This is a genomic window from Brevundimonas sp. FV2ps16, from assembly GCF_058681075.1.
Window position 1 is genome coordinate 2625317 of record NZ_CM178728.1, and the last position, 18722, is coordinate 2644038.

Consider the following 18722-nt stretch of genomic DNA (forward strand, 5'->3'; position numbering starts at 1 on the left):
AGAATACTTGACTTTCACGCAGGGACTTCTATATCGCCACCAGCCTCGGGACAGGTCTGCGATCCGCGCCGCCCGCTCGCCCAAAGAGGGGCGGTTCCGTTGCTGCTATGCACGCAGACGCTTTACCACCCCAAGGATTCATGACCGAATTTTCCCAACTGGGCCTTTCGCCCACGACTCTTCAGGCCGTCGCCGACACCGGCTACACGACCGCCACCCCCATCCAGGAACAGGCGATCCCCGTCGCCCTCGCCGGCCGCGACGTCCTGGGCATCGCCCAGACCGGTACCGGCAAGACCGCCGCCTTCACCCTGCCCCTCGTCGAACGCCTGGCCTCGGGCCGCGCCCGGGCCCGTATGCCCCGCGCCATCGTCCTGGCCCCGACCCGCGAACTGGCCGATCAGGTCGCCGAAAGCTTCGCCAAATACGCCAAGGGCACGAAACTGACCTGGGTGCTGCTGATCGGCGGCGTCTCCATGGGCGACCAGGTCGCGGCGCTGAACAAGGGCGTCGATGTCCTGATCGCCACGCCCGGCCGGCTGCTCGACCTGTTCGAACGCGGCAAGATGCTGCTGACCGGCGTCGAGATCATGGTCGTCGACGAAGCCGACCGCATGCTCGACATGGGCTTCATCCCGGACATCGAGCGAATCTTCAAACTGACGCCGCCGCGTCGCCAGACCCTGTTCTTCTCGGCCACCATGCCGCCGGAAATCACCCGTCTGACGACCGCCTTCCTCAAGGATCCGACCCGGATCGAGGCCTCGCGTCCGGCAATGACCGCCGACACCATCACCCAGTATATCGTCCGCATCCCGACCTCTGATCCCAAGGCCAAGCGCGTCGCCCTGCGCGCCCTGGTCGGTCGTGAGGACGTGCGCAACGGCATTGTCTTCTGTAACCGCAAGTCCGAAGTCGATATCGTCGCCAAGTCGCTGAAGACCCACGGCTTCGACGCCGCGCCGATCCACGGCGACCTGGACCAGTCGCATCGTATGAAGACCCTGGCGGACTTCCGTTCGGGCGCGCTGAAGATCCTGGTGGCCTCCGACGTCGCCGCGCGCGGCCTGGACATCCCCGATGTCAGCCACGTCTTCAACTACGACGTCTCGCACCACGCCGACGACTACGTCCACCGCATCGGCCGCACCGGTCGCGCGGGCAAGCTGGGCCAGGCCTTCATGATCGTCACCCCGGGCGACGACAAGTCGCTGGATAAGGTGCTGAAGCTGATCAAGATGGACCCGAAGGAACTGGTCCTCGACGATATCGACTTCGACGCGATCAAGGACGGCGGACGGGACGACAAGCGCTCGCCGCGTTCGAGCGAATCCCGCTCTGGCGGTCGTGGCCGTTCACGCGCCGCCGAACCAACCCAAACCGCCGCGGTCGCCCCGGCCGCCGCCCCCGCCGCTGCTATGGCCGAGACTGACGCCGTCGAGGCGACGACGCGGTCGCGCAGCCGCCGCAAGGCCAAGCCCGAGGTCTCCGCAGACAGCGTGGTCGAAACCGAGATCGCTCCTGTCGTTGACAAGCCCGCCAGTCGCGGGCGCAGCCGAGCCAGGTCAGAAGCCCGTTCAGAGCCCAGGTCAGAACCGACGATCGAAGCGCCGGTCGAGGCCGCCCCCGTTCCGGCTGAAGAGACCCGCGCCGCCCGCACGGACCGCGAGCCCCATCTGCGTCAGTCGGATCGCCGTGGCGAACGTCGTCCGGAAGAGCGTGAACGCTCCGGCGTCAAGGGCTTCGGCGACGACATCCCGGCCTTCCTGCGCCGTCCGGTCGTCATCCGCGCCTGAGCCGGCCGCGTTTACTCGCTATTACGGATCGACCTGTACTCTCTTTCCCAGCTTCAGAATGGAGCTTCGGGAGAGATGAATGACGGCGCAGATGGAAATGGCGGTTCGGGGACCGGAAGCCTATTCTCTTGCGCGGAACGTCATCTCCGACATGGAGAAGGTCGGGGTCTGGCCGACGCCTCTCAATTTCGAGCTCTGGCTCCACTATATGGGCGACCCTGAAGCGCCACTGGGCCGCGAGATCAAACGCCTTCTGTCCGAGAAGGTCGTCATCAACGACGAGACTGCGGAACTGCTGGCTGCGGAGTTCTTGCCCCGCAGCCGTCTGTCGGAAGATATTCGCGACGCTGGCGCCGTGCTGGATCGTGAACTGGCCAATGTGGCCGGGGCCATCGCCAAGGCCCACAAGACCCAGGCCGACTACGGCGAAACCCTGGTGGCCGCATCCCAGACCATGGAGGCGGCCGAAGACGGCGCGCCTCTGAAGACCTTGGTCGGCGGTCTGACCATCGCCACGAAACGTGTTCGGCGCGAGACCGCCATTCTCGAGAAACGTCTGGAGAGCTCCAACAAGGAAGTCGCCCGGCTGCGCGAACATCTGGAACAGGTCCGCCGCGACGCCATGACCGACGCCCTGACAAATCTGGCCAATCGCAAGGCCTTCGACGAACGGCTTGAAAGAGCCTGCGGCGACGACCACGCCCCCTTTACTCTAGCCGTCCTCGATATCGATCACTTCAAACGCTTCAACGACACCTGGGGGCATCAGACCGGCGATCAGGTGCTGCGCTATGTCTCCACGATCCTCTCACGCGTCTGCAGCGGCAACCGTTTCGTGGCCCGGTTCGGCGGGGAGGAGTTCACGATCATCTTCCCCGGAGAGAGCGCAGGGGCCGTCACCATGGCTCTGGAAACCATTCTGGAAGAGGTCTCCTCACGTTCGTTGCGTCGTCGGTCTACCAACGACGACCTGGGCGCTGTGACCCTGTCCGCCGGCTTTGCCCAGCATTTTCCGGGTGAGGCCGCTTCCAGTCTGCTGGAACGCGCCGACGCGGCCCTTTACGCCTCCAAGCACGCCGGTCGCAATCGCGTCACCAATGCGATCACTGTGGAAAAGGCGGCCTGATACAATCTGACAAGGCCAGGCTTTCTGCCATAGTCGGCCCATGCGCAGTTTCGCCTTCAATATCGCCTACTGGATCCTGTCGATCGGCTACGGCCTGACAGCAGCCTTCGCCGCCCTGGCGCCCGGTCGCGGCCCGACCAGCCGGGTCATCCGCGCCTATGTCAGACGGATGGTTCAGGCCATGGCGGTCTTCGCCGGAATCAGGTTGGACGTGCGCGGCAAGGATCGCCTGCCCGACGGCGCCTTCATCATCGCCTCGAAGCATCAGAGCTGGGGCGACGGCTTCGCCACCTACGATCAGTTCGACGACCTGGCCTTCGTCACAGGCGACCACCTGGAGAAGTTCCCGCTGCTGGGCGGCGTGCTGAAAAAGCTGGGCGCCATCGTCGTCAACAGCTGCGGCGGTCACGAAGCTCGCCAGGCCCTGGCCACCCGCGCCGCCGAGGCCAAGGCCGAGAACCGCAAGATCCTGATCTATCCCGAAGGCCATCTGGCGGCGGTCGGCCAGAAATACCGCTATCGCTCCGGCGTCTGGCACATGTACCGCGACTTCGACATGCCAGTCGTGCCCCTGGCCACCAACCTCGGCCTGTTCTGGCCCGAGGAGAAGTACGAGAAACATCCGGGCACGGCGACGCTGGAGTTCCTGGAGCCCATCCCCGTGGGCCTGCCCAAGGACGAATTCCTGGCGCGTCTCGAAGCCGTTGTCGAAACCCGCACGGCCGAACTGATCGCCGAGGCGACCGGAAAATCGGTCACGCCGGCCGTTCTGGTGGATACGCCTAAGTAGCCTTCTTCGACTTCTTCCCCGACGCCTTTCGCACCGCCACCTCCAACGACCGCCGCGCCCAAGCGACCGCCTGATCGGGGTCGTCCAGCGCCGCCTCCGGCAGGGTCCAATAGCCCATGGACATCATCCGCCCATCCTTGGTCGGATATCTGAATTGCCTACACCCAGCCTCGACGAAGGCCTCGCCCAGCGTCTCGTCGCCCTTCAGCCAGACCACCCCGTCGTCCAGCAAGGCGAACATCACGCCCGAAGCATAGACCCCGGCCCCGCCGAACATCCGCTTGATCTCCAACCGACCCAGGCCCGCGAAATGCTCACGCACCCATTCGCCGAAGTCCGCGTCGTAGGCCATCTCAGACGGCGGCGGCCGGGATGATGGTGACGCTCTCGCCGCAGCCGCAGGCGTCGGTCTGGTTCGGATTGTTGAACACGAACTTGGACGCCAGCCGGGTCGTCTCGTAATCGATCTCGGTGCCGATCAGGAACAGCACGGCCTTGGGCTCGATCAGGATGGTGACGCCCTTGTCCTCGACCACCTCATCCATGGGGCCGATCGCGTCGGCATAGGCGAAGGTATACTCCTGCCCGGCGCAGCCGCCGTTCTTGACCCCGATCCGCAGACCGATGTGGTCGTTCTCGGCATTGTCCAGGATCTCGCGCACACGTTCGGCGGCGGCGTCCGTCAGGGTCACGGCCTTGGGACGCGGGCGGCGCGGACGGCATGTGGCCTGGAGTTCGGTCATTGGACTATCCCCGTCAGAACATGTTGAGCGCGAGCTTGGCCTCGTCGCTCATCTTCGAGGAATCCCAAGGCGGATCGAACACCAGATTGGCCTTGGCGCTGCGCACTCCCTCGACCTTCTCGACCGCCGTCTCGACCCAGCCCGGCATCTCGCCGGCGACCGGACAACCGGGCGCCGTCAGAGTCATATCGACCACCACATCGCGGTCGTCGGACACATCGACCCGATAGATCAGGCCCAACTCATAGATATCGACCGGGATTTCCGGATCATAGACCGACTTCAGGGCCTCGATCAGCTGTTCGGTCAGCGTGTCCAGCTCGGCCTGCGACAGGGCGCTCTTCTGGGGTTCATCCCAGGCGTCCTTGAAGGCGTCGCTGTCTTGAATGGTGTCGTCTGTCATCAGCTTACACGAAGAAGTTCCGCGCCTTGATCAGCGCGTCCACGAAGGCGTCGGCATCCTCCACGGTGTTATATAGGGCGAAGGAGGCGCGGGTGCTCGACGTCACCCCCAATCTTTTCGCCAGCGGCTCGGCGCAATGCAGACCGGCCCGCACCGCCACGCCGTAACGGTCCATGATCTGGGCGACGTCATGGGCGTGCGCGCCCTCGACAGCGAAGGTCAGGATCGCGCCCTTCCCTTCCGCCTGCCCGAGAATCCGCAGCCAGTTCTGACCCTGAAGACGGTCCACAGCATGCTGGTACAGCGCGTGCTCATGCGCCTGAACCGCCGCCCGGTCGTATTGCGCCAGCCATTCCAGGGCCACGCCCAGGCCGATGGCCTCCAGGATCGGCGGCGTCCCCGCCTCGAAACGATGCGGCGGCTTGGCATAGGTGACGCGGTCCTGTTCGACCGTCTCGATCATCTCGCCCCCGCCCTGATACGGCGGCAGAGCCTCCAGCGCCTCGGCCTTGCCGAACAGGGCGCCGATGCCGGTCGGAGCAAACAGCTTGTGGCCGGTCAGAACATAGAAGTCGCAGCCGATGGCCTGAACATCCGGCGTCGCATGGACCGCGCCCTGGCACCCGTCGATCAGCACTCGGGCGCCGGCCGCATGCGCCAGTCGCGTGATCTCGGCCACCGGATTGATGGTGCCCAGCACGTTCGACATATGGGTGACCGCGACCATGCGCGTCTTCGGCCCCAGCAGCTCGGCATAGGCGGCCATGTCCAGCGAGCCGTCGTCCAGCACCGGGATCCATTTGAGCACCGCGCCGCGCCGTTCGCGCAGCAGGTGCCAGGGCACGATGTTGGAGTGATGCTCCATCTCCGAGACGATGATCTCGTCGCCCGGTTCGATGCTCAACCCCAGCCCGTTGGCCACCAGATTGATCGCCTCGGTCCCGCCCTTGGTCCAGACGACCTGCTCGGGGCTTTCGGCGTTCAGGAAGCGGGCGACGATCTCCCGCGCCTTCTCGAAGGCCTCGGTGGCCTCGTTCGACAGGGTGTGCAGGCCGCGGTGGACATTGGCGTAGCCGCCCTCCATCGTCGCGACCAGGGCATCGATCACCGCGCGCGGCTTCTGGGCCGAGGCCGCATTGTCCAGATAGACCAGCGGCTTGCCGTTCACCTGTCGCGACAGGATCGGGAACTGCGCCCGCACGGCGTAGGGATCAAATCCTCCCCCCTTGGGGGAGGTGGCGCGGCGCTCTTGCGCCGCGACGGAGGGGGCAAGATCAGTCACAACCGAGCCGTCAGCCATTCTCGCGCCACCTCTCTCGCGCCCTCGTGCTCGATCCGGTCGATGACCTCGATCAGGAAGGCCTGGGTCAGCAGGGCGCGGGCTTCCTCGGCCGGAATGCCGCGCTGCTCCATGTAGAACAGGGCGCTTTCGTCCAGCGTCCCCACCGTATTGCCGTGCGCGCACTGCACATCGTCGGCATAGATGATCAGTTCGGGCTTGGCGTCGATCTCGGCCCGCTCGGAGGCGATCAGGGCGTGGTGTCCCATCCGCGCATCGGTGCCGTCGGCCCCGCGCTCGACCACGATCTTGCCCTGGAAGACGCCGCGCGCCGTGTCGCGCGCCACGCCCTTGATCAGTTGCGACGTGGCGCCGTCGCGCTCCATGTGCCGCACCACGCTGGTCAGGTCGGCCTGCCGCGATCCGTTCAGCAGATACAGGCCGTCGGCCTGAACCTGCGCCCCCTGGGCGAAGTGAGCGATGCGGGTCTCGATCCGCTGCAGCTTGGCGCCGGTGGCGATGATGGTCTGGCGATAGACGCCGCCCGCCTCGACCTTCACATGGGCTTCGGCGATGGAAATGGCGTCCTCCGGCTCCTCGACCAGGACGACGCGCGTCACCTCGGCCCCGGCCGCCACATCCAGCTCCAGCGTATTGTGGGCCACATAGACCGAGCCGGCGCCCTCGTGCGTCTCCAGCAACAGCAGCTTGGCGCCCGCCCGCACCGCAACCCGCGCCCTGGCCGTATGCCCCGTCCCGACGGTGTCGGAGATATAGCGCAGCCGCAGCGTCTGCTCGCCCGAGGCGATGAAGTCGGTCACCCCCACCGGTCGCCCATTGGCGAAGACGATGGCCTCTCCACCCAAGGCGTAGAACGGCCCCGGCGCGCCCACGGCGGCCGTGCCCGACGGCGTCGGCGCCTCACGCAGATGACGCTTCAGGTCGCTGTATTTCCACGCCTCATCCCGCCGCGACGGGAATGTGGCCGCGTCGGTCAGGTCGATGGCGAAGGTCGCGCTCATGCCGGTTCCGGAAGATATTTGTCATATCCTTCCGCCTCCAGCTGATGCGCCAGCTCCGGCCCGCCCGAGGCCACGATCCGGCCGCCGGCCAGCACATGGACCCGGTCCGGTTTGATGTAGTCTAGCAGGCGCTGATAGTGGGTGATGACCAGCATGGCCCGGTCGGGACGACGCAGGGCGTTCACCCCTTCCGACACGATCCGCAGGGCGTCGATGTCCAGGCCGGAATCCGTCTCGTCGAGGATCAGCAGCGACGGCTCCAGCAGGGCCATCTGCAGGATCTCCATCCGCTTCTTCTCACCGCCGGAGAAGCCGACGTTCAACGGCCGCTTCAGCATGTCGAAGTCCATCTTCAGCGCCTTGGACGCTTCCCGGACCAGCTTCAGGAAGGCGGGCGCCGCCACCTCCTCCTCGCCCCGCGCGCGCTTCTGCGCATTCAGCGCCGTCCGCACGAAGGTCAGGGCCGGGACGCCGGGGATCTCGATCGGATACTGGAACGACAGGAAGACGCCCTTGGCCGCCCGTTCGGCCGGGTCCAGCGCCAGCAGATCCTCGCCGGCCCATTCGACCGCGCCTTCGGTCGCCTCATAGCCCGGCCGTCCCGACAGGGCGTAACCCAGCGTCGACTTCCCGGCCCCGTTCGGCCCCATGATGGCGTGCACCTCGCCCGCCGGCACTTCGAGCGTCAGGCCCTTGAGGATCGGCTTGTCGCCGACGGAGACGCGGAGGTTGTTGATCTTCAGCATGGTTCTTCTTTACCCGACCGAGCCTTCGAGGCTGATCGCCACTAGTTTTTGCGCCTCGACGGCGAACTCCATCGGCAACTTCTGCATCACATCACGGACGAAGCCGTTGACCAGCAGGGCCACCGCCTCTTCCTGCGAAAGCCCGCGCTGCTGGGCGTAGAACAACTGGTCGTCGCTCAGACGCGTCGTCGTCGCCTCATGCTCCAGCTGGGCCGAGCCGTTGCGGGCCTCGATATAGGGGATGGTGTGCGAGCCGCATTCCTTGCCGATCAGCAAGGAATCGCACTGGGTGAAGTTGCGCACGCCCGTCGCCTTCGGATGCACCGAAACCAGACCGCGATAGGTCGAGTCCGACTTGCCCGCCGAGACCGCCTTGGCGATGATCCGCGACTTGGTGTTCTTGCCCAGGTGGATCATCTTGGTGCCGGTGTCGGCCTGCTGATGTCCGTTGGTTATGGCGATGGAATAGAACTCGCCTGAGCTGTCGTCGCCCTTCAGGATGCAGGACGGGTATTTCCAGGTCACCGCCGAACCGGTCTCGACCTGGGTCCAGGACACCTTGGACCGATCACCCCGGCAATCCGCCCGCTTGGTGACGAAGTTGTAGATGCCGCCCTTGCCCTCGGCGTCGCCGGGGTACCAGTTCTGGACGGTCGAATATTTCACCTCGGCGTCGTCCAGGGCCACGATCTCGACCACGGCCGCGTGCAGCTGGTTCTCGTCGCGCATCGGCGCGGTGCAGCCCTCAAGGTACGAGACGTAGCTGCCCTTGTCGGCGATGATCAGGGTGCGTTCGAACTGGCCCGTCTGGCTCGCATTGATGCGGAAATAGGTCGACAGCTCCATCGGGCAGCGCACGCCCGGCGGGATGTAGACGAACGACCCGTCCGAAAAGACCGCGCTGTTCAGGGCCGCGAAATAGTTGTCCGAGACCGGCACCACCGACCCCAGATATTGCCGCACCAGCTCAGGATATTCGCGCAAGGCCTCGGAAATCGGCATGAAGATCACGCCGACCTTGGCCAGTTCCTCCTTGAAGGTTGTGACCACCGACACGCTGTCGAACACGGCGTCCACCGCCACCCGCGGCGCGCCCTGCACCCCCGCCAGCACTTCCTGCTCTTTCAGCGGGATGCCCAGCTTCTTGTAGATTTCCAGGATCTCGGGATCGACTTCGTCCAGAGACTTCGGCCCTTCCTTCTGCTTGGGCGCGGCGTAGTAGAACAGGTCCTGATAATCGACCGGCTCATACTTCACCGCCGCCCAGGTCGGCTCCTCCATCGCCAGCCAGCGCTCATAGGCGGCCAGGCGCCATTCCAGCATCCACTCCGGCTCGCCCTTCTTCTCGGAAATGAAGCGCACGATGTCGGCGTTCAGGCCGCGCGGCGCGAACTCCTGCTCGATGTCAGACGTAAAGCCGTGCGCGTATTTCTCCAGCGCGGCGACGGCGTCGATGGTTTCCTTGACGGCGGCCATCAGGCGACCTCTCTCACGCGCTCTGCGGCGCGTGTCTTGTGCTTGTCGTAGGCGGCGATCCAGGCGTCGACGAACCGCACCCAGTCGCTCTCTGTCGTGCCCCAACCGCCGGAGACGCGCACGCCCCCGGTCGCCAGAGCGTTCAATCCCATGGCGCTGATGGTCTTGGACGGCTTGACCTTGCCCGACGAACAGGCCGACCCGGCGGACACCATGACCCCCGCCAGATCGAGTGTGATCAACTGTTGAGGACTGTCCCACCCCTCGACCGCCATGAACAGGGTGTTGGGCAGACGCGCCACATCTTCGCCGATCACGGTCGCCCCGGCGGCCTTGACCTTGGCCTCGGCTGAATCGCGCCATCCGACATGCGAAGCCATCGTCTCCAGATCCCGCGCGGCGCAGTCGGCGGCCACGCCGAAACCGGCGATGCCCGGAACATTCTCGGTCCCGGCGCGCAGACCACGCTCCTGCCCCGCCCCGTGCAGGATGCGAACGCCCGAAACGCCCTCCTTCAGGATCAAGGCCCCGACGCCCTGCGGCCCGCCCAGCTTGTGCGCCGACAGGGTCAGGCTGTCCGCGTCCAGAACCCGCATATCGACCGGGATTTTGCCCGCCGACTGGATGGCGTCGACGTGCAGCCAGCCGCCAGCCGCACGCACCATGGCGGCGGCTTCGAGCACCGGCTGGATCACGCCGCTCTCATTGTTCGCGTGATGGATGGCGACCACAGCCCGGCCCGCCCGCGCCAAGGCCTGCGCCAACCAGTCCAGATCGACGACGCCGTTCGCATCAACCGGCAGCACCTCGACAGGCGCGCCTGCGTTCGCGGCCGCTTCGGCCACGCACGGATGTTCGGTAGCCGAAACGATCAGCCGCTCGCATCCAGCCGCCAGGGCGCTCGCGATACCCTGAGCATTCGCCTCGGTCCCGCCGCTGTTGAACACCACGGCCGTCGGATCGGCGCCGACCAATTCGCCCACCTGAGCCCGCGCCGTCTCGACCCGCGCCCGCGCCCGCCGCCCGGCCGCATGGACCGCCGACGGATTGCCGTTGTCAGCCAGCGCCTTGGCCATGATTTCTAGCACTTCCGGCCGCACTAGGCCCGAGGCGTTATAGTCCAGATAGATCGCGCTCATGCCGCCACCCCCACAGCCTGGGGCGGTTCGACGTTGCGGCGACGCTGGCCCGTACGGTTCATCACCACGTCCTCCAGCGACACCCCGGCCAGATAGCGATGGATCTCGTCGCCCAGGTCTTCCCAGAGTTCATGGGTGATGCAGCGCTCGCCGGCCAGCATACAGCCCTTGGGCGATCCGTGGGCCACGCAGCGCGTCGCCCGGATCGGTTCATCCACCGCCAGCACGATCTCGGCCACCACCGTCTCCTGCGCGCCCTTGGCCAGGCGATAGCCGCCGCCGGGTCCGCGCACGCTCTTCACCAAGCCGCTCTTGCGCAGTCGGGCGAACAACTGCTCCAGATAGCTGAGCGAAATTTCCTGCCGCGCAGCGATTTCGGCCAGCGAAACCGCCCGGATTTCGCCGCTCTCGCCGCGTCCGTTCTTCGCCAGATCGGCCATCGCCATCACGGCGTATCGTCCCTTGGTCGACAGACGCATATCGCACCCTCAAAAATTGCGCGCTTTTCGGGGCTCTTGTGCTAGAACCCGCGCCTTCGCAAAGGCGGCTCGCTTGCGGAGGGACTTAGAAAGTCCCACCTCAGCGGTCAAGTATTACGCACACGCGAAATGACAGTTGAACGGATTCCAGAGCCCCTATGCCTGAAGTCATCCTGCCCGGCGCCTCCGGTCGCATCGAAGGCCGCTATTCACCGGGCAAGCGCCCGAACGCCCCGATCGCGTTGATTTTGCACCCGCATCCCAAGGCGGGCGGTCACATGAACAACCCGGTCGCAGTCACCCTGCACCAGTTGTTCCAGCAGCGGGGCTTCGCCACCCTGCGCTATAATTCGCGCGGCGTGGGCAAATCGCAGGGCGAGTTCGATTCCGGCATCGGTGAACTGGCCGACGCGGCCACCGCCCTCGACTGGCTTCAGTCGAACAACCCCGGCGCCAGCCAGACCTGGGTCGGCGGCTACCAATTCGGGGCCTATATCGGCATGCAACTCCTGATGAGACGGCCTGAGACGGACGGCTTCATCTCGGTCTCTCCGCCGTCGAACATGTACGACTTCAGCTTCCTGGCCCCCTGCCCTGCCTCGGGGCTGTTCCTGCACGGCACCGCCGACACCATCGTGCCGCCGGTCGAGGTCGAGCGCGTGGTCAACAAGCTGCGCACCCAGAAGGGCATCATCATCGACTATGAGCTGGAAGAGGGCGCGAGCCACTTCTGGCAGGACCATATGAGCGCCGTCGAACGCCGCGTCGGCGCCTATCTGGACAAGCGTCTGGAAGAAAAGCCGGCCTGAACCCATCTTCGGGTCTCGCATTGGAGACCGTATGAAGCATGACATCGTCATCATCGGCGGCGGCGCCGGCGGGCTTGAGCTCGCCGCCCGCCTGGGCCGGAAGTTCGGCCCGCGCGAGGGCCGTCGGCGCGTCCTGTTGATCGACCGTTCGATCTTCCATCTTTGGAAGCCCAGCCTGCATGAGGTCGCAGCCGGGTCGCTGGACAGCCATCAGGAAGGCCTGTCCTATCCGGTCCTGGCGCGCCGCAATCATTTCAGCTTCGCCTTCGGCGACCTGACGGGGCTCGACCCGACCAGCAAAACCCTGACCCTGGGCGAAATCCGAGATCAGGACGACGTCGTCCTGGTCAAGCCTCGGACCCTGACGTTCAACACCCTGGTCCTGGCGATCGGCAGCGGATCGAACCTGTTCAACACGCCCGGCGCAGCGGAACACTCCCACTTGCTGGAAGACGTCGCCGACGCCGAAGCCTTCAACAAGCGGCTGACCGCCGCCTTCCTCGCCTCCGCCTATTCCGATGAGCGGACGCTGAACATCGCCATAGTCGGCGCCGGCGCGACCGGCGTCGAACTGTCCACCGAACTGATCGAGGGTCACGACGAGTTGTCGGCCGGCCTGGCGCCGGACCAGAAATTCGATCTCAACGTCACCATCGTCGAGGCGGCGCCGCGCATCCTGGGCGGCCTTCCTGAAACCGTTTCGACTAAGGCGGCTCACGCCTTGGAAGCCAAGGGCGTGCGTTTGCTGACCGACGCCAAGGTCGACGCCGTTCAAGCCGACCGGCTGGACACCTCCAGGGGCCCGGTTCCGGCCGACCTGATCGTCTGGGCCGCCGGGGTCAAAGCGGCCGACACGAACCGCGACCTGGGCCTGGCCACCGGCCGCATCAACCAGTTCGTGGTGGACGACCATCTGCGCACCTCTGCGCCGGGGGTCTACGCCATGGGCGACTGCGCCGAGGCGCCGGGGCCCGATGGCCGCCCGGTCCCCGCCCGCGCCCAGGCCGCCGCCCAGCAAGCCGCCTATCTGTCCAAGGCCCTGTCCGACCCGTCGCGCGATCACGGACCTTATGTCTATCAAGATAAGGGCTCGCTGGTGTCGCTAGGCGGCGATCGCGGCGTCGGCTCGTTGATGGGCAACCTCGGCGGTCCGAACTTCCTGATCGAGGGCCTGATCGCCAAATGGGCCTATATGGCCCTGCACCTGGACCATCACCGCGCCATTCTGGGCGTGCGCCGCACCGCCTTGCTGGCCCTGTCCCGCCTGCTGCACCGCCGCGTCTCGGGCCGCCTGAAACTGCATTAGATCTGACGCCTCGAAAGCGAGGGTCAGAGGTACCGCAACTCCTGCAGATCGACCTCACGGATCATTCGCCGCGCGGTGACTTCATCCAGTTGCCGCGACCGCGCCATTCGCGTCAGCTCATCCCGCTCCGCCGCCAGCCCCGCCAGCCACAGCCGACGCTCCACATCGTCGATCTTGCGGGCCAGAACCGCGTCGTCCTCGTCGGTGCGGGTATGGGTCTCAATGCGTCGACGATAGACCTCCATGATCCGGCTGGCGATGTCGGAATAGAGGTCCGGATTGGTCTTGCCCTCGGCCATGGCGTGGGACACGTCCTCGACGGCGCGCAGGGCGGCGGAAGCGGCGGCGACGCGACCGCGATCCGCCTCGCGCTCCTGCGACGGTTCCGGCGGCAGTTCCACGCCCTTCATCAGACGAGGCAAAGCAAAGGTGGCGACCAGCAGGGACACGATGATCACCCCCGCCGCCAGGAAGATCGCCAGGTTTCGAGACGGCATCGGCGATCCGTCCGCTAGGACGAACGGCAGGGTCAGAATACCCGCCAGGGTAATGGCCCCGCGCACCCCGGCCAGCGACATCACCATCGTCAGCCGCAGCCCCACCTTGGCGGGCGGGCCGCGATGGCGGCGCCGGAACAGGGTCAATTTCAGCGAGGTCCACACCCAGACGAACCGCAGGGCGGCCAGGGCGGCGACAATGGCGAAGACATAGACGGCCAGCCACCAGACCTCCGGTCGGCTGGTCCCTCGCACCACCTCCGCCGCCCGCGCCATGATCGACGGCATCTGTTCGCCCAGGATGACGAAAATTATGCCGTTGGCGACGAACTGCACCGTGTCCCACACCACGCCGCGCCGGATGCGGGTCATGGCCAGGGATTGACCGCCGACCCCGCCGCCCCGCTCGGTGAAGCTCATGGTCACCCCCGCCGCCACGGCCGCCAGGATGCCCGAGGCCTGCATCTCTTCCGCAACCAGATAGGCGGCGAACGGGATCAGCAGACTGATCAGGATCTGCGCCCCGACGTCCTCGCCCCAGCGACGACTGACGAAGGCCTTGGCCGAGCTGATGGCCATGGTCACCAGAACCCCGACCGCCACCCCGACCAGCGCCAGCCAGGCGAAGGTCCCCACCGCGCTGCCGATCGAAAAGGCGCCAGTCGTGGCCGCGACCACGGCGATCCGCATACAGGTCAGGCCGGTCGCGTCGTTCAGCAGCGACTCGCCCTCTAGGATGTGCATCAGCCGCTTCGGAATCGGCGCGCGGGCGGCGATGGCCTGAACCGCTATGGGATCGGTCGGCGACAGGATGGCGGCCAGGGCGAAAGCCACCGGCAGCGGCATCTCGGGAATCATCCACCAGATCAGGAATCCGAGACCGACCACGGTGAACAGCACCAGGCCCAGAGCCAGTTCCAGGATCACCGCCCGGTCGCGGAACAGGGCCTCCTTGGGGATCCGCCATCCGTCCAAGAACAGCAGGGGCGGCAGGAACAGCAGGAAGAAGATGTCCGGTTCCAAATCCACCGTCGTCCCTGTGACCAGAACGATGGCGGCCCCCAGGCCGATCTGAACCAGCGGTAGGGCGATGCGTGTGATCCGTGCGACCGATCCCGACACCACGACGGCCAGAAGCAGCAGCAGCACGGTCTCGATCAGATGCATGGGTCAGTCGGCCAGGTCAGGATAGAGACGCTCGAATCGCCCCAGCGCCGCAGGATGAAGCCTCACTGTGACATGGGTGCGGCCTTCCGCGTCGGTGTCGCGCGACGTCACCCGTCCGTGCTCGTAAAGCCAGGCCAGGGCTTCGCCCTGCTCGGGTCCCAGTTGCAGTTGGGTCTCCGGATCGTCGTCGATCAGGCCGGCGATGATCTGGCGCAGCGGCTCGATCCCCTCGCCCGTCCAGGCGGATACCGCGACCGCCTCGCCGTCCTTGGCCAGACGTTCGGCCTGGCCCAGAACGGCCTCGCGGGCCTCGTCGTCCAGCAGGTCGATCTTGTTCCAGACCTCCAGCACCCGGCGGGTCTTGCCCTCGGGCGTCTCGATCTGTTTCAGCACCGTTTCGACATCCTTGGCCTGGGCGTCGCTGTCGGCCGAGGCGATGTCGCGGACGTGCAGGATCAGATCGGCCTCGCCCACCTCTTCCAGGGTCGCGCGGAAGCTTTCCACCAGTTCGTGGGGCAGGTCCGAGATGAAGCCGACGGTGTCCGCCACAATGGCCGGCCGGCCTTGCGGCAGGCGGATGGTCCGCTGGGTCGTGTCCAGGGTGGCGAACAACAGGTCCTTGGCGAAGACTTCGGACCCCGTCAGCCGGTTGAACAGTGTCGACTTGCCGGCGTTGGTATAGCCGACCAGGGCGATGGTCGGGAACGGAACCTTCTGGCGCTGCTTGCGGTGAAGGCCGCGCGTGCGGCGCACCTCTTCCAGCTCGGCCTTCAGCCGCACGATCCGGTCGGCGATCAGGCGCCGGTCCAGCTCGATCTGGGTTTCGCCGGGGCCGCCGGTCGAGCCGGTGCCGCCCCGCTGACGCTCCAGGTGGGTCCAGGTCCGCACCAGGCGCGACCGCTCATAGTCCAGCCGCGCCAACTCGACCTGCAGCCGGCCTTCCTTGGTCCGCGCGCGGCGTCCGAAGATTTCCAGGATCAGGCCGGTGCGGTCGATGACCTTCACCTCCCACGCCTTCTCCAGATTGCGTTGCTGCACCGGCGTGAGGGCGTCGTCGATAATGACCGCCTCCGCATCGGCCGCGCGGACCAAGGCGGCCAGTTCCTCGACCTTGCCGCTTCCGAACAGGGTGGCGGGCGTGGTCCCACGCAGTCGCACGATCTCTTCAGCGCGCACGTCAAGGTCCAGCGCGCGGGCGAGGCCCACGGCTTCCTCAAGGCGCTCGCTTGCCAGCCGAGGGCTGTCGGAGCGTCGGTCGGGATGGATGACGACCGCCCGGATCAGCGGGACGGCGTGGTCGATCAGTTTTTGGGTCAATCAGTCTTCTTCGGCGTCGGGCTCGTACAGTTGCACGGGCGCGGACGGCATGATGGTGGAGATGGCGTGCTTGTACACCAGCTGGGACTGGCCATCACGGCGCAGCAGCACACAGAAGTTGTCGAACCAGGTCACGATACCCTGCAGCTTGACCCCATTGACCAGGAAGATGGTCAGCGGCGTCTTGGTCTTGCGGACCGAGTTGAGGAAGGTGTCCTGAAGGTTCTGACGTTTGTCTTGCGACATGGCAGGTTTTTCCTGTTCTTGGTTGTTCGTCGCCGTGGGAGCGGCGTCGGGGCCGAATGGCGGCCGGGGGCGACCTTAACCGCCCCCTCCATGCTCCGGCAACGCCCTAAATGGCGTCTCGGCGCGCCTGATCAAGATAGAGCTGGCGCAGCTTCAGCGTGATGGGTCCCGGCCTGCCGTCGCCAATCTTGGTTCCGTCAATCGAGATCGCCGGGGTGACGAAAGCGCCGGCGGCGGTGAAGAAGGCTTCACGCGCCCGCTTGGCCTCTTCGACGCTGAATGGACGCTCGTCCAGTTCGACCCCGTGTTCCTTGATCAGCGCCATCAGGGTGGTGCGGGTGCAGCCCTTCAGGATGTTGGCCTGGGTGTCGCGGGTCCGCAGCTTGCCGTGCTCATCGACGATCCAGGCGTTGGTCGAGGAGCCCTCGGTCACCAGTCCCATGTCGTCCACGAACCAGGCCTCATAGGCGCCGGCCTCGCGCGCCGCCTGTTTGGCCAGAATGTTCGGCAACAGCCCGACCGTCTTGATGTCGCATCGCCCCCAACGGATGTCGGGCTGGGTCAGGACAGCGACCCCCTTCTGCGCCTGCGCCTCTCCGCGCGCCGACGAAATCGACTTGGCGGTGACGATGACGCTAGGCGGCGTTCCCGGCGTGGGGAACGGGTGATCCCGGCGCGCCGTGCCGCGCGTGACCTGCAGATAGACGATGCCGTTCTTCACCCGGTTGCGACGGACGGTCTCGCGCAGCACTCGCGTCAGGGACGCCACCGACATGGGGATGTCGATGCGCAGCTCGTTCAGGCTGCGGTGCAGACGGGTCATATGACCGTCGAAGTCCGCCAGACGACCGTCGAAGACGGACCAGACCTCATAGACTCCATCGGCGAACTGAAAGCCCCGGTCCTCGATATGGACCACGGCCTGGCCATGCGGGCTATAGTTTCCGTTAACGTAGGCGACGCGGGACATCAGGCCGGATCTTCCTCTTCGCCGCCGCGGGCCGGCGACACGCCCAGCGACTTCAATTTACGGTGCAGCGCCGACCGCTCCATGCCGATGAAGGACGCCGTCCGCGAGATATTGCCGCCGAACCGCATGATCTGGGCCGCCAGATAGTCCCGCTCGAACACTTCACGCGCCTCGCGCAGCGGCAGGGCGATGGTGCGTTCGGCGCCCATCGTGGACGCGCCCCCGTTCGACGTCGCCACCTCCTGCGGCAGCATGTCGGCGGTGATCGGCTCGTTCGGATCGCCAGTCGCCAGGATCAGCAGCCGTTCGATGTTATTGCGCAGCTGGCGGATATTGCCCGGCCACGGATGGACCTGCAGCACCGCCACCGCATCATCGCCGACGAGACGCCGCGGCAGGCCTTGGGACGCGCTGATGGTCTCCACGAAATATTCGACCAGTTCGGCGATGTCCTCGCGCCGTTCCGACAAGGCCGGCACGCGGATCGGCACCACGTTCAGCCGGTGGAACAGATCCTCGCGGAACCGCCCCTCGGCGATCTCGGCCTTCAGGTCACGGGACGTGGAGGTGACCACGCGAACATCGACCTGCACATCCTGCTCACCGCCGACGCGACGGAACCGCTGATCGACCAGGACGCGCAGAATGCGGCTCTGACTCTCGCGCGGCATGTCGCTGATCTCGTCCAGATAAAGCGTGCCGTTATGGGCCCGTTCGAACACGCCGATCTTGCGCGGGCGACCGTCCTGCCCCTCTTCCCCAAACAGTTCGACGTCCAGCCGCTCCGGCGTCATGCCCGCAGCCGAGATGGCCACGAACTCGGCCCGGGCGCGGGGGCTGGCCTCGTGGATCTGGCGCGCCACCAGTTCCTTGCCCGATCCGGCCGGACCGGCGATCAGGACGCGACTGTTGGCCTGGGCCACCTTGGCGATGGTGCCGCGCAGCGCCTGGGCCGCTTGCGACCTTCCGATCAGGCCGGACGGCGTCATCGTCTGCGCCCGAAGCCGTCGGTTCTCGCGCTTCAGCGTCGCCGCCTCGATGGCCCGTTCGACCACCACCACCAGCCGGTCCGACTTGAACGGCTTTTCGATGAAGTCATAGGCGCCACGCTTCAGCGCCGTCACCGCCGTCTCGATATTGCCGTGGCCCGAGATCATCACCACCGGCAGGTCGGGATCGATCTCCTTGACCACCTCCAGCAGCTCCAGCCCGTCCAGACCGCCGCCCTGCATCCAGATGTCGAGGATCGCCAGCGACGGCTTCCTCGCGCGGATCGCAGCCAGGGCCTCGTCCGAGTTGGCGGCCACGCGCACGGCGTGCCCCTCGTCCTCGAGAAGGCCCGAAACCAGATCGCGGATGTCCGCCTCGTCGTCGACGACCAGAATGTCGGAACCGGTAGGTCGCATCTTGC

General features: G+C 66.1%; 19 protein-coding genes. 5 read left to right on the top strand and 14 right to left on the bottom strand.

Annotation, left to right across the window (positions count from 1 at the left end; translation table 11 throughout):
• The first annotated feature begins 140 nt into the window (after positions 1-140).
• From ACW170_RS12690 to ACW170_RS12700, 3 genes are all read left to right on the top strand, one after another.
• Positions 141-1796 (top strand): DEAD/DEAH box helicase, encoded by a 1656-nt coding sequence (locus tag ACW170_RS12690; protein ID WP_492087019.1) that lies wholly within the window; start codon positions 141-143, stop codon positions 1794-1796.
• A gap of 79 nt (positions 1797-1875) precedes the next feature.
• A complete protein-coding gene (locus ACW170_RS12695; RefSeq protein WP_492087020.1) occupies positions 1876-2922 on the top strand; it encodes a GGDEF domain-containing protein in 1047 nt (348 codons plus the stop codon).
• A gap of 40 nt (positions 2923-2962) precedes the next feature.
• A complete protein-coding gene (locus ACW170_RS12700; RefSeq protein WP_492087021.1) occupies positions 2963-3712 on the top strand; it encodes a lysophospholipid acyltransferase family protein in 750 nt (249 codons plus the stop codon).
• Here ACW170_RS12700 and ACW170_RS12705 read toward each other — a convergent pair.
• The 9 genes from ACW170_RS12705 to ACW170_RS12745 all read right to left on the bottom strand — a co-directional run bounded on the left by ACW170_RS12705 (position 3705) and on the right by ACW170_RS12745 (position 10999).
• Positions 3705-4064 (bottom strand): TfoX/Sxy family protein, encoded by a 360-nt coding sequence (locus ACW170_RS12705; RefSeq protein ID WP_492087022.1) that lies wholly within the window; start codon positions 4062-4064, stop codon positions 3705-3707. The two genes, ACW170_RS12700 and ACW170_RS12705, sit on opposite strands and share 8 nt — an antisense overlap.
• A gap of 1 nt (position 4065) precedes the next feature.
• On the bottom strand, positions 4066-4455 hold the full coding sequence (locus tag ACW170_RS12710) for a HesB/IscA family protein (RefSeq protein WP_492087023.1): 390 nt from the start codon (positions 4453-4455) through the stop codon (positions 4066-4068).
• A 13-nt stretch (positions 4456-4468) separates the two neighbouring features.
• On the bottom strand, positions 4469-4858 hold the full coding sequence (locus ACW170_RS12715) for an SUF system Fe-S cluster assembly protein (RefSeq protein ID WP_183195062.1): 390 nt from the start codon (positions 4856-4858) through the stop codon (positions 4469-4471).
• Positions 4859-4862: 4 nt separating this feature from the next.
• Positions 4863-6059 carry an aminotransferase class V-fold PLP-dependent enzyme gene (locus tag ACW170_RS12720; RefSeq protein WP_492089179.1) on the bottom strand — a complete coding sequence of 399 codons (1197 nt, stop codon included), beginning with the start codon at positions 6057-6059 and terminating at the stop codon, positions 4863-4865.
• A 77-nt stretch (positions 6060-6136) separates the two neighbouring features.
• A complete protein-coding gene (sufD, locus tag ACW170_RS12725; RefSeq protein ID WP_492087024.1) occupies positions 6137-7159 on the bottom strand; it encodes a Fe-S cluster assembly protein SufD in 1023 nt (340 codons plus the stop codon).
• Positions 7156-7905, bottom strand: coding sequence for a Fe-S cluster assembly ATPase SufC (gene sufC / locus ACW170_RS12730; RefSeq protein ID WP_492087025.1), 750 nt, complete (start codon positions 7903-7905; stop codon positions 7156-7158). The genes sufD and sufC overlap by 4 nt, the downstream gene beginning before the upstream one ends.
• A 9-nt stretch (positions 7906-7914) precedes the next feature.
• Positions 7915-9381, bottom strand: a complete 1467-nt coding sequence (gene sufB / locus ACW170_RS12735) for a Fe-S cluster assembly protein SufB (protein ID WP_183195058.1) — start codon at positions 9379-9381, stop codon at positions 7915-7917.
• A complete protein-coding gene (locus ACW170_RS12740) occupies positions 9381-10520 on the bottom strand; it encodes a cysteine desulfurase family protein (protein WP_492087026.1) in 1140 nt (379 codons plus the stop codon). The genes sufB and ACW170_RS12740 overlap by 1 nt, the downstream gene beginning before the upstream one ends.
• Complete coding sequence (locus ACW170_RS12745) at positions 10517-10999, bottom strand: Rrf2 family transcriptional regulator (protein ID WP_271166253.1); 483 nt, start codon at positions 10997-10999, stop codon at positions 10517-10519. The genes ACW170_RS12740 and ACW170_RS12745 overlap by 4 nt, the downstream gene beginning before the upstream one ends.
• 158 nt (positions 11000-11157) lie before the next feature.
• On the opposite strand from ACW170_RS12745, the gene ACW170_RS12750 reads away from it, so the two are divergent.
• Together ACW170_RS12750 and ACW170_RS12755 are read left to right on the top strand one after the other, a co-directional pair.
• Positions 11158-11808: an alpha/beta hydrolase gene (locus tag ACW170_RS12750; RefSeq protein ID WP_267513407.1), complete on the top strand. Its 651-nt coding sequence runs from the start codon at positions 11158-11160 to the stop codon at positions 11806-11808.
• A 31-nt stretch (positions 11809-11839) separates the two neighbouring features.
• Complete coding sequence (locus ACW170_RS12755) at positions 11840-13114, top strand: NAD(P)/FAD-dependent oxidoreductase (protein WP_492087027.1); 1275 nt, start codon at positions 11840-11842, stop codon at positions 13112-13114.
• A gap of 23 nt (positions 13115-13137) precedes the next feature.
• Here the strand turns inward: ACW170_RS12755 and ACW170_RS12760 are convergent, their stop codons facing one another.
• The 5 genes from ACW170_RS12760 to ntrX all read right to left on the bottom strand — a co-directional run bounded on the left by ACW170_RS12760 (position 13138) and on the right by ntrX (position 18717).
• Positions 13138-14778 (bottom strand): Na+/H+ antiporter, encoded by a 1641-nt coding sequence (locus tag ACW170_RS12760; protein ID WP_492087028.1) that lies wholly within the window; start codon positions 14776-14778, stop codon positions 13138-13140.
• Between the two features lie 3 nt (positions 14779-14781).
• Positions 14782-16095, bottom strand: coding sequence for a GTPase HflX (hflX, locus tag ACW170_RS12765; RefSeq protein ID WP_492087029.1), 1314 nt, complete (start codon positions 16093-16095; stop codon positions 14782-14784).
• Positions 16096-16341 (bottom strand): RNA chaperone Hfq, encoded by a 246-nt coding sequence (hfq, locus tag ACW170_RS12770; protein ID WP_003164861.1) that lies wholly within the window; start codon positions 16339-16341, stop codon positions 16096-16098.
• Positions 16342-16447: 106 nt separating this feature from the next.
• A complete protein-coding gene (locus ACW170_RS12775; RefSeq protein WP_492087030.1) occupies positions 16448-17311 on the bottom strand; it encodes a D-amino-acid transaminase in 864 nt (287 codons plus the stop codon).
• Positions 17311-18717, bottom strand: a complete 1407-nt coding sequence (gene ntrX / locus ACW170_RS12780) for a nitrogen assimilation response regulator NtrX (protein WP_492087031.1) — start codon at positions 18715-18717, stop codon at positions 17311-17313. The genes ACW170_RS12775 and ntrX overlap by 1 nt, the downstream gene beginning before the upstream one ends.
• Between the last annotated feature and the right edge of the window lie 5 nt (positions 18718-18722).

Bases quoted from the DNA above. Each gene is read 5' to 3' on its own strand.
- ACW170_RS12690 (WP_492087019.1), top strand. From the start codon at position 141: ATGACCGAATTTTCCCAACTGGGCCTTTCGCCCACGACTCTTCAGGCC.
- ACW170_RS12695 (WP_492087020.1), top strand. From the start codon at position 1,876: ATGACGGCGCAGATGGAAATGGCGGTTCGGGGACCGGAAGCCTATTCT.
- ACW170_RS12700 (WP_492087021.1), top strand. From the start codon at position 2,963: ATGCGCAGTTTCGCCTTCAATATCGCCTACTGGATCCTGTCGATCGGC.
- ACW170_RS12705 (WP_492087022.1), bottom strand. From the start codon at position 4,064: ATGGCCTACGACGCGGACTTCGGCGAATGGGTGCGTGAGCATTTCGCG.
- ACW170_RS12710 (WP_492087023.1), bottom strand. From the start codon at position 4,455: ATGACCGAACTCCAGGCCACATGCCGTCCGCGCCGCCCGCGTCCCAAG.
- ACW170_RS12715 (WP_183195062.1), bottom strand. From the start codon at position 4,858: ATGACAGACGACACCATTCAAGACAGCGACGCCTTCAAGGACGCCTGG.
- sufD (WP_492087024.1), bottom strand. From the start codon at position 7,159: ATGAGCGCGACCTTCGCCATCGACCTGACCGACGCGGCCACATTCCCG.
- sufC (WP_492087025.1), bottom strand. From the start codon at position 7,905: ATGCTGAAGATCAACAACCTCCGCGTCTCCGTCGGCGACAAGCCGATC.
- sufB (WP_183195058.1), bottom strand. From the start codon at position 9,381: ATGGCCGCCGTCAAGGAAACCATCGACGCCGTCGCCGCGCTGGAGAAA.
- ACW170_RS12740 (WP_492087026.1), bottom strand. From the start codon at position 10,520: ATGAGCGCGATCTATCTGGACTATAACGCCTCGGGCCTAGTGCGGCCG.
- ACW170_RS12745 (WP_271166253.1), bottom strand. From the start codon at position 10,999: ATGCGTCTGTCGACCAAGGGACGATACGCCGTGATGGCGATGGCCGAT.
- ACW170_RS12750 (WP_267513407.1), top strand. From the start codon at position 11,158: ATGCCTGAAGTCATCCTGCCCGGCGCCTCCGGTCGCATCGAAGGCCGC.
- ACW170_RS12755 (WP_492087027.1), top strand. From the start codon at position 11,840: ATGAAGCATGACATCGTCATCATCGGCGGCGGCGCCGGCGGGCTTGAG.
- ACW170_RS12760 (WP_492087028.1), bottom strand. From the start codon at position 14,778: ATGCATCTGATCGAGACCGTGCTGCTGCTGCTTCTGGCCGTCGTGGTG.
- hfq (WP_003164861.1), bottom strand. From the start codon at position 16,341: ATGTCGCAAGACAAACGTCAGAACCTTCAGGACACCTTCCTCAACTCG.
- ACW170_RS12775 (WP_492087030.1), bottom strand. From the start codon at position 17,311: ATGTCCCGCGTCGCCTACGTTAACGGAAACTATAGCCCGCATGGCCAG.
- ntrX (WP_492087031.1), bottom strand. From the start codon at position 18,717: ATGCGACCTACCGGTTCCGACATTCTGGTCGTCGACGACGAGGCGGAC.